At 68.2% G+C, this 10,850-nt stretch carries 1 protein-coding gene; it reads left to right on the top strand.

The features are described 5' to 3' along the window. Positions 1-38 precede the first annotated feature (38 nt). On the top strand, positions 39-10,802 hold the full coding sequence (locus tag BJ970_RS31275; protein ID WP_184730917.1) for an SDR family NAD(P)-dependent oxidoreductase: 10,764 nt from the start codon (positions 39-41) through the stop codon (positions 10,800-10,802). The last annotated feature ends 48 nt before the right edge of the window (positions 10,803-10,850 follow it).

The following is a 10,850-nucleotide window of genomic DNA, read 5'->3' as shown; positions in this document are numbered from 1 at the left end:
CTGTCGCTCTCGATCGAGATGAGAGGTGTCCTTTCCCGATGCGTCGTGAAGAAGAGCTCATCGACAACCTCAAGTGGGTGACCTCCGAGCTGCTTGAGGCGCGCCGGCGTCTTTCCCGGATCGAGAACGGGGAACAGGAGCCCGTCGCCGTCGTGGGCATCGGCTGTCGTTTTCCCGGAGGGGTAGCTGGTCCGGAAGACCTGTGGCGATTGCTGGCTTCGGAGCGCGACGGGATCGGCGCGTTTCCGTCGGATCGTGGTTGGGATCTGACGAATCTCTACCACCCGGACCCGGACCATCCGGGAACGTCCTACGCTCGCGAGGGCGGTTTCCTCCATGACGCGGCGGAGTTCGATGCGGACTTCTTCGGCATCTCGCCGCGCGAGGCCGTCGCGATGGACCCGCAGCAGCGGTTGCTGCTGGAGACCTCGTGGGAAGCGTTTGAACACGCGGGTATTGCCCCGACGTCCCTTCATGGCAGCGACACGGGGGTTTTCGTCGGGTCGACGTACTACGACTACGTCACGGGAATGCTCAATGCGGGAGAAGCCGCCGAGGGGTATCTCAACACCGGTAGCTCTGGGGCGGTGATGTCCGGGCGCCTGGCCTACACATTGGGCTTGGAGGGGCCCGCGGTGACGGTGGACACGGCGTGTTCGTCGTCATTGGTGGCGGTGCATTGGGCGTGTCAGTCGCTTCGGCAGGACGAGTGCAGCCTTGCCCTGGCGGGCGGTGTCGCGGTGATGGCGACCCCCGCGGTGTTCCGCGAATTCAGCCGCCAGCGGGGTTTGGCGCGGGATGGGCGGTGCAAGTCGTTCGCTGCGGCGGCAGACGGGATGGGCCCTGCCGAGGGCGTGGGTGTGTTGGTGTTGGAGCGGTTGTCGGATGCGCGTCGTCATGGGCATCGGGTGTTGGCGGTGGTGCGGGGTTCGGCGGTCAATCAGGATGGCGCGTCGAATGGGTTGACGGCGCCGAATGGTGTGTCGCAGCAGCGCGTGATCCGGCAGGCGCTGGCCAACGCGGGGTTGTCGGCGGGTGAGGTGGATGCGGTGGAGGCTCACGGCACCGGTACCACGCTGGGGGACCCGATCGAGGCTCAGGCGTTGTTGGCGACTTATGGGCAGGATCGTGGCGCGGATGGTCCGTTGTGGTTGGGGTCGTTGAAGTCCAACATCGGTCATGCGCAGGCGGCGGCGGGTGTGGCGGGTGTGATCAAGATGGTGATGGCCCTGCGGCACGGCCAGTTGCCCCGGACCCTGCATGTGGATGAGCCGACGCCGCATGTGGACTGGTCGGCGGGTGCGGTGTCGCTGCTGACCCAGGCCCGCCCCTGGCCGCAGACGGGACAACCGCGCCGGGCGGGGGTGTCCTCGTTCGGGATCTCGGGCACCAACGCGCACCTGATCCTGGAACAGGCCCCCGAGCCCACCGGTGATACACCGGGTGAGGGTTCGCCGAGCGTGGTGGGTGTGGTGCCGTGGGTGGTGTCGGGCCGGTCCGCGGAGGGTCTGCGGGCCCAGGCGGGGCGGTTGGCTGATTTCGCCGAGCACGGTGCGGGGTTGGTGCCGGCGCAGGTGGGGTGGTCGTTGGCGGTGACCCGGGCCGCGCTGGAACACCGTGCGGTCGTGCTGGGCACGTCCCGGGAAGAGCTGGTGACTGGTCTGCGGGCCCTGGCTCGGGACGAGGAGATCCGGGGTGTGGTGCGCGGTGCCGCGTTGGCGGGTGCGGTAAGTGGTGCGGGCCGGGTGGGGTGGGTGTTTTCCGGTCAGGGCACGCAATGGTCCGGGATGGGCCGGGAGTTGTCTGAGCGGTTTCCGGTGTTCGCGGAGGCGTTCGAGGAGGTGTGCGCCGGGCTGGATCCTTTGATGCGGGCCGAGCATGGGGTGCGGGAGGTGGTGTGGGCCGAGCCCGGTTCGACCGCGGCTTCTTTGTTGGGGGAGACGGGGTTCGGTCAGGCGGGGTTGTTCGCGCTCGGGGTGGCGTTGTCGCGGTTGCTGGAGTCTTTCGGGGTGCGGCCGGAGGTGGTGGCCGGGCATTCGGTCGGGGAGATCACTGCTGCGTATGTGGCGGGGGTGTGGTCGTTGCCGGATGCCTGCCGGGTGGTGGCCGCTCGGGCGCGGCTGATGCAGCAGCTCCCCGCCGGGAAGATGGTGTCGGTTCGCGCCGGTGAGGACCGGGTGCGTGGTTTGGTGGAGGGCCGGGAGGCCGAGGTGGGGCTCGCGGCGGTCAACACCCCGGGCTCGGTGGTGCTCTCCGGCACCGACACCGCCATCACCCGGATCACCGAACAAGCACGGCGGCAGGGGCTGAAGACCAAAGCACTGGCGGTCAACCGGGCGTTTCACTCCCCGCTGGTAGAGCCGATGCTGGAGGAATTCCACACCGTGCTCGACCACGTCGACTACCACACGCCGGTCCTACCGATCGTGTCCAACCTGACCGGAAAACTCGCCGAGCCCGAGCGGTTATGCACCCCGGCCTACTGGGTCGAACACGTCCGCCACCCCGTCCGGTTCGCCGACGGCGTGCGTGCCCTGCACGAGCACGGCGTGAACACCTTCGTCGAACTCGGCCCCGGCACCACCCTGTCCGGCATGATCAGCGAAACCCTCCCCGAACACACCCACCTGGCGACCCCGACCCTGCGCAAGAACCAGCCAGAGACCGAGACCACCCTGACCGCACTTGCCCACCTATGGGGCCAGGGCATCGAGGTGGACTGGACCGCCCCGTACCCAGAAGACACGGCTTCCCATGTCGAGCTGCCCACCTACGCCTTCCAGCACGAACGATTCTGGCTTTCCCCCAACCCAAAGGCCGCCGACCTTAGCGCCACCGGGCTAGGCCACGATTCGCTCTTCCACGTCGATTGGCGTCCGGTGCCGGTGTCGTGCTCGAACTCAGCGCGCTCCGACTGGGCTGTGTTGGGTGACAGCGATGAGCTGAGCACCGCATTCGGATCGACAGAGATGACGTTGGTCCGCGCCGATGATCTCGTGGGCCTATCCGCTTCCGTCGATGGAGACGTTCCTGATGTCGTCTGGTTCCCCTGCCTGTCGGGGCCAACGGATGGCGATCCCGTCCAGATGGCCAACGCCTTGACGGCACGAGTGCTGGAGCAACTGCAATGGTGGCTACACCAGCAGGAGTTCGCTGGATCGCGCCTCGCGGTGGTGACTCGCGGTGCCGTCGCGGCCACTGCGGATGAGGTTCCAGACGTGGCTTCGGCTGCCGTGTGGGGCTTGATGCGCTCGGCGCAGTCCGAACACCCCGGTCGGCTCGTGCTGGTCGATGTTGACGGTGACCGGTTGGACCCCGGTCTGCTGTCCGGCGTGCTGGAGTCTGGGGAATCGCAGGTAGCGCTTCGGCGCGGAGAGGTGCGGGTGCCTCGGCTCTCGCGCGTCGCGGCTGCAGAAAACCCCGTTGCGCAGCCGTGGAGCCCGGATGGGACTGTGCTGATCACCGGCGGTACGGGCTTGTTGGGTGGCTTGGTGGCCCGTCACCTGGTGAGTGCTCATGGCGTGCGCCGCTTGGTGTTGGTGTCCCGAAGCGGGATGGCGGCCGAGGGCGCGCGTGAGCTGGTCGCCGAGTTGACCGAGCAGGGTGCGCGGGTCGATGTGGAGCCGTGCGATGTGGCGGACCGTCGCGCAGTGGCCGAAATCGTGGACAGAATCGACCCCGGGGCGTCGTTGGCGGTAATTCATGCGGCCGGAACGGTGGACGATGGGGTCGTCGAATCGTTGACACCGCAGCGGTGTGCCGAGGTTTTACGCACCAAGGCCGAGGGTGCGTGGAACCTGCACGAGCTCACCGCGCGCCGTGACGTGTCGGCATTCGTGCTGTTCTCCTCGGCTGCCGGAGTGTTGGGCAATCCGGGGCAGGGCAACTATGCGGCGGCTAACGCGTTCCTGGACGCCTTGGCGCAACGTCGGCGCAGCGCCGGGTTGCCAGGTCAGTCCCTGGCGTGGGGATTGTGGGAGCCCGCCGCCGGAATGAGCGGTAAGCTCAGCGATGCGGACCGGAATCGCGTGGCGCGTTCCGGGATCCTGGCATTGACCGTGGAGCAGGGATTGGCGTTGCTCGACGCGGCTACCACGCTGGACGAACCTGCATTGCTGCCACTCGGCGTGGACACAGCCGCGCTGCGCACCCATGCCTCCCCAGAACTGATCCCTTCGCCGTTGCGCGGGCTCGTCCCGAACACGCCCAGGCCCACCGCCCGGGAGGACGGACGAACGGCGCTGGAACGACGTTTCGTCGGCCTGTCGGACCATGAGAAGCAGCAAGTTCTGTTGGAGCTGGTCCGCGAACGCACCGCCATCGTCCTGGGGCACCAGGGGATCGAGTCCGTCGCGGCCGGAAGGGCGTTCAAAGACCTCGGCTTCGACTCGTTGACCGCGGTGGAGTTGCGGAACCGGCTCAGCGCGGAGACGGGGGTGAGTCTTCCCGCCACCTTGGTGTTCGACCACCCATCGCCTCGTGCGTTGGCCCGCCATCTCGGCGAGGTCCTGCTCGGCACCACCCACACCGCGAAGGTGGCAGAGGTTCGGCAGCCGACGCTCGACGAACCCATCGCCATCGTCGGAATGGGCTGCCGCCTACCGGGCGGCGTGGGCACGCCGGAAGAGCTGTGGCGATTGGTGGTCTCGGAAACGGACGCTGTCGGCGGTTTTCCCACCGATCGCGGTTGGAATCTGGACGGGCTGTACCACCCGGATCCGGACCATCCCGGCACCTCCTACGCGCGCGAGGGAGGATTCCTTTACGACGCCGGGGATTTCGACGCGGAGTTCTTCGGGATCTCTCCGCGCGAAGCGGTCGCGATGGATCCGCAACAGCGACTGATGCTGGAGACCGCGTGGGAGGCGCTGGAACACGCCGGCATCGATCCGTTCTCACTTCGCGGGAGCGACACCGGTGTGTTCGCCGGGGTCGCGTACCAGGACTACGCCACGCTGACCGGCAATCTGCCGACCGTGGCCGGATATTCGACCACCGGCAATGTCGGTAGTGTCGTGTCGGGCCGCATCGCCTACACATTGGGCTTGGAAGGCCCGGCGATCTCCGTGGACACGGCGTGCTCGGCGTCCCTGGTGGCGCTCCACCTCGCGGTCCAATCACTGCGGCAGGGCGAGTGCTCGCTAGCACTGGCGGGCGGGGTCACCGTCATGGCGACGCCGGAACCGTTCCCGGAGTTCAGCCGGCAGCGTGCCCTGTCGCCGGACGGCAGGTGCAAGGCATTCTCGTCCGACGCCGACGGCACCGGCTTCTCCGAGGGCGTCGCCCTGGTGCTTTTGGAACGCCTGTCGGAGGCGCAGCGGCGTGGGCATCGGGTGCTGGCGGTGGTGCGGGGTTCGGCGGTCAACCAGGACGGCGCGTCGAACGGTCTGACCGCCCCCAACGGACCATCGCAGCAGCGGGTGATCCGGCAGGCGCTGGCCAATGCCGGCCTCGGACTGGGCGATATCGATGTCGTCGAGGCGCATGGTACGGGCACGAAGTTGGGCGATCCGATCGAGGCTCAAGCGCTGCTGGCCACCTACGGACAGGAGCGGCCGACGGACCGTCCACTGTGGCTGGGAAGCGTGAAGTCCAACATCGGCCACACGCAGGCCGCCGCAGGTGCGGCCGGGCTGATCAAGATGGTCATGGCGCTGCGAAAGGGTGTCCTGCCGAAAACGCTGCACGTTGCGGAGCCGAGCGCCCAGGTGGACTGGTCGGCGGGCGCGGTGTCCGTGTTGACCGAGGCGCGTTCTTGGCCGGAGATCGACCGCCCACGTCGCGCCGGCGTGTCGGCGTTCGGCATCTCCGGCACCAACGCGCACGTCGTCCTGGAACAAGCGCCGCCGCAGCCGAAGGAAACGGAAGCCGCCGACGGCACAGTCGAACGCCTGGCAGACGTGGCCGCTGCACCACCCGCACCCGATGTCATCCCGTGGGTCATCTCGGGCAGGTCCGAGGCGGGGTTGCGAGCGCAGGCGCAGCGCCTGTCGGAGTTCGTGGCGTCCTCCAACTCAGGGCCTTCGCTTTCGGACCTGGGCTCGTCGTTGGCGACCACGCGCGCCGCGCTGGAACATCGGGCCGTGGTGCTCGGTACCACACACGACGACGTCCTTGATCGCCTGGGCGCGGTGTCGGATGGCCGCGAAAATCCGGGCGTTGTGCGCGGGGTGACGGCCGAGGCCACGGATGATCGTGTGGTTTTCGTGTTCCCGGGGCAGGGATCGCAGTGGTCGGGCATGGGGCGGGATCTGCTGGACTCGTGCCGGGTGTTCGCCGACGCGATGGCCGAATGCCGTGATGCGCTCTCGGCCTTCGTGGAGTGGGACCTGCTGTCGGTGGTCCGCAGGGCCGAGGGAGCGCCGGGCCTGGACAGGTTGGATGTGAACCAGCCGGTGCTGTGGGCGGTCATGGTCTCCCTGGCCCGGGTGTGGCAGGCGCACGGGGTCCGCCCGGCGGCGGTGGTGGGCCACTCGCAAGGGGAGATCGCTGCCGCCTGCGTATCCGGCGCGCTGTCGCTGTCCGACGGCGCGCGCGTGGTCGCGTTGCGCTCGCAGGCAATCCAGACGCTCGCCGGGCAAGGGGCGATGCTGGTCGTGGCGTTGCCGGTGGAGGAAGTGTTCGGGCTGATCGCGCCTTGGGAGGACCGGCTGTCGGTGGCCGGGGTGAACGGGCCCAGGTCGGTGGCGGTGTCCGGCGATCCGGACTCGGTGCGGGAGCTGCACGGCAGGCTCGCCGAGCGCGGTGTGCAGTCGTGGCAGGTTCCCGGAATGGTCTGGGCGGGTCATTCCGCGCAGGTGGAGACGTTGCGCGAGGAGGTTTTGACTGCACTGGCACCGGTGACTCCGCGATCGGGGCGACTGCCGATGTTTTCCACGATCACCACGGAGTGGATCGACGGCACGGAGCTGACCGCCGAATACTGGTACCGGAACATGCGCCAAACCGTGTGGTTCGGACCGGCCGTTGAGGCGTTGCGGGACAAGGGTTTCGGGCGCTTCGTGGAGTCCTCGCCTCATCCGGTGCTGGTCACCGCGATGGAGCAGACCCTCGAAGCCGGCGGCGGCAATGTGGTCCTGCCCTCATTGCGCCGAGGCGATGGCGGTTGGCCCCGGATGGTCGCGTCGCTGGCACGTGCCTGGGTCAACGGCATCGACGTGGACTGGTCCGGCGCCTTCGGTGATTCCCCGAACCGAGTCGAGTTGCCGACGTATGCGTTTCAGCGGGAACGCTATTGGCTGTCCCGCTCGGTGGAGGCCGGCGATGCGACCGGATTCGGGCTGCGACCGGTGGGACATCCGCTGCTGGGCGCGCAGGCGGAACTGCCCGAATCCGATGGCAGCGTTTTCTTCGGACGCGTGTCGCTGGAATCGCACCCCTGGTTGGCCGACCACGGGGCGTTCGGCGCGGTGGTGGTACCGGGAGCGACCTGGGTGGAGACGGTGATCTCCGCGGGCGAGCAGGTCGGCGCGACGCGGCTCGAAGAACTGGTCCTGGAAGCCCCCATGGTCCTGGCGCCGGATGACGCGGTATCGCTGGAGGTCGTGGTCGAAGGCCCTGAGGGCGACGACGGCCACCGGTCGGTGGCGGTCTATTCGCGGCCATCAGCCAGCCGACCCGATCAGCCCTGGACCCGTCACGCGCGCGGCCTTCTCGCCCCAGACCAGGGCGAACCCGAGTTCGTCTGGGACGGCACGGTGGACGGGACCTGGCCACCGCCTGAGACGAAGCCCGTCTACGGCGCGGACTACTACGAACGCCTCGGGCGCACCGGGTACGACTACGGCCCGATCTTCCAGGGATTCCAAATCGGCTGGCAGCGGGGGGAGGAGGCGTTCGCCGAGGTGCTTCTCCCGGCGGAGGCCAACCCCGGGTCGGGGCGCTTCGGGCTCCATCCCGTTCTACTCGACGCCACACTGCATCTCGTTCCCTTCATGGGAAGTTCCGCATTCCTGGACGAGATGGAGCAGCTCACCGATCACGTTCGCGTACCGTTTTCCTGGAGCGGGGTGACCCGGCATGCGACCGAGTCACCGAAGCTGCGGGTGCGGATGGCGCGCCTGGGGCGCGACCAGGTCCGCATTGACGCCGTGGAGGAATCGGGCAGGCCGGTGCTGTCGGTGGACTGCTTCGAGACCCGCCCGATGACACCGGCGCAGCTGGCCGCCGCGTCCGGTCAACACGATTCCTTGTTCCACGTCGCTTGGACTCCCGCTGCCCCGGTGCCGCCCGGGGCAGGGGCCGCCGAGTGGGTCGTGGCCGGCGACGGCGGGAGTGCCGTCGCGAATGCGCTGAAGTCAGCAGGAAAATCCGTGACTTGCGCTGCGGATCTGGCCGACCTTGCCGGCAACGCGGCTGCATCGAGTCGGACTGTTGTTTCGACCGTGCCGACCGCGGCGGACGGCTCGGGCGTTCCTTCGGCGGCGCTCAGCGCGGTCAACGAAACACTGCAACGGTTGCAGGCGTGGTTGGCTGCGGAGCAGGTGACCGGCGAGCGGCTTGTCATAGTGACCCGAGGAGCGGTCGCGGTAAGTCCGGACGAGGGCGCCGACGTGGCCGGTGCTGCGGTTTGGGGGTTGGTGCGCACCGCGCAGTCCGAGCACCCGGACCGGTTCGTGCTCGTCGATCTCGACGATGGTGCGGTGCCGTGGGAGTCGGTGTCCGCGCTGGCGGGCTCGGGTGAAGGGCAACTTGCGGTGCGGGACGGCACCGTGTGGGTGCCGCAGCTGGCCCGGGTTCCGGTGCTGGAGCAGACCGTTCCCGCACCGTGGGGCGAGAACCCAACCGTGTTGATCACGGGCGGCACCGGGTTGCTCGGTAGCGTGGTCGCCCGCCACCTGGTGCGCACGCATGGCGTGCGTGACCTGGTGCTCGCCTCCCGCAGCGGCTTGGCGGCTGACGGGGCAGGGGAGCTGTTGGACGAGTTGACCGCGTACGGTGCCCGAGCCCGGGTTGTCGCTTGCGACGTCGCGGATCGAACGGCGGTGGCGGACCTACTCGCCGATATCGATCCACAGGTGCCGCTGGCGGTGATTCATGCCGCGGGAACGTTGGACGACGCGATGATCGAGTCGTTGACGCCGGACCGGTGTTCCTCGGTTCTGCGGACGAAAGCCCAGGCTGCCTGGAATCTGCACGAACTCACTGCCGATCGCGTGGTGGCGGCGTTCGTGTTGTTCTCCTCCGCGGCGGGTGTGCTGGGAAATGCCGCGCAGGGGAACTACGCCGCGGCGAACGCTTTCCTGGACGCCCTGGCCCGGCATCGGCGTAGTCGCGGCCTCCAGGGACAGTCCCTGGCGTGGGGCTTGTGGGAGCCGGCGCAGGGAATGGGTGCCGGGCTCAGCGATGCTCATCGGGAACGCCTGGCTCGGGGCGGCATGCCGCAGTTGACCATTGACCAGGGCATGGCCTTGTTCGACCTCGCCACCACGTTGGACCGCCCCGCGCTGCTCCCGCTCCGCCTCGATGTGGCCGCACTACGCGAACACAGTCCTTCGGAGCTGCCCTCTCTTTTCCGTGGCCTGATCGCCGGTTCAACCCAGCGCTCGCGCAGCGCCGGCAGCGCAAGCGCGGTCAACCTTGCCCGCCGTCTCGCCAGCCTGCCGGCGGACGAGCAGGAACGAGCCTTGGTCGAGGTCGTTCAACGGGAGGCGGCGGCGGTGCTCGGGCACGCGGGTCCGGACACCGTCGACACCGGTCGGGCGCTGCGGGAACTCGGTTTCGATTCGATGACCACCGTCGAATTGCGCAACCGCCTGAGCACGGCTATCGGGGTGCGGCTGCCGGCAACACTCGTCTTCGACCACCCGACTCTCGACGAGCTCGCCCGTTCGCTGCGCACCGAGCTGCGTGCCTCGGCCGACATCGCCCACGCGGACCAGGATCCGGCTGAAGAGCCGGTGGCAGTCTTCGCGTCCACAGAGGACGATACCGAGCTGCCGGATTCCCTCGCCGACCTCCTGCGCCGGGCTTGGGCCATGGGCAAGTTCGATGAAGGATTCGAGCTGGCGATGGCCGCCGCCGCGGTGCGGGAGGTCTTCACGACCACGCGGACGCTCACCCGGAAGCCGCAGGTCGTGGATCTGTCGCGAGGAGCTGCGCTGCCCCGGCTGATCTGCTTCCCGTCCATCGTCGCGCAGCACCTTGGCGAGTACGTGTACGCACGATTCTCCGCGCATTTCCAAGGAAATCGTGCCGTTTCGACGATGCGGGGCATGGGGTTCGCCAAGGGAGAACCGTTGCCGGCAACGCTGGACCTGGCCGTCCAGGTCCAGGCGGAGGCCGTGGGGGAATGCGCGGACGGCGCGCCGTTCGTTCTCGTCGGTTACTCGGCGGGCGGATGGCTCGCCCACGCCGTCACCAGGTACCTCGAACGCCAGGGCAATGGTCCCGCCGCGGTGGTCCTCATCGATACCTACCTCGCCGAGGAGATTCCGCCCAGCTGGACCGGCGCCCTGTTGCCGAACAATGAGGACATTCGGTTGATGGACACCACTGCGCTCACCGCGATGGGGGCCTACATGCGCTTGTTCGACCAGTGGCGGCCCGAGCCCGTTCAAGCGCCGACCGTCTATGTTCGAGCGGGCGAGAGTTTGTCGCTCGGCTCCCTGGAAATCCCGGACCGGCTGGAAATCCCGGACCGGCTGGAAATCCCGGACCGGCCGGAAATCCCGGACCGGCGGATTCTTCAGGACAGTGCCGACGTCGTCCTCACGGTGCCCGGCAACCACCTGACGATGATGCAGGACCATGCGGAGGCCACGGCAAAGGTGTTGCGAGACTGGCTGAACGAGGTCTCATGAGCCGGAAAATACACATGTGCCATGGGATCCGAGACTCGCTGCGGAGTG

Origin of the sequence: Saccharopolyspora phatthalungensis (assembly GCF_014203395.1) — a bacterium.
GTDB lineage: Bacteria > Actinomycetota > Actinomycetes > Mycobacteriales > Pseudonocardiaceae > Saccharopolyspora > Saccharopolyspora phatthalungensis.
This window is presented reverse-complemented; position numbering and strand designations above follow the sequence as displayed.

Excerpts from the sequence above, each read along its gene's own strand:
- BJ970_RS31275 (WP_184730917.1), top strand. The coding sequence starts at position 39 with ATGCGTCGTGAAGAAGAGCTCATCGACAACCTCAAGTGGGTGACCTCC.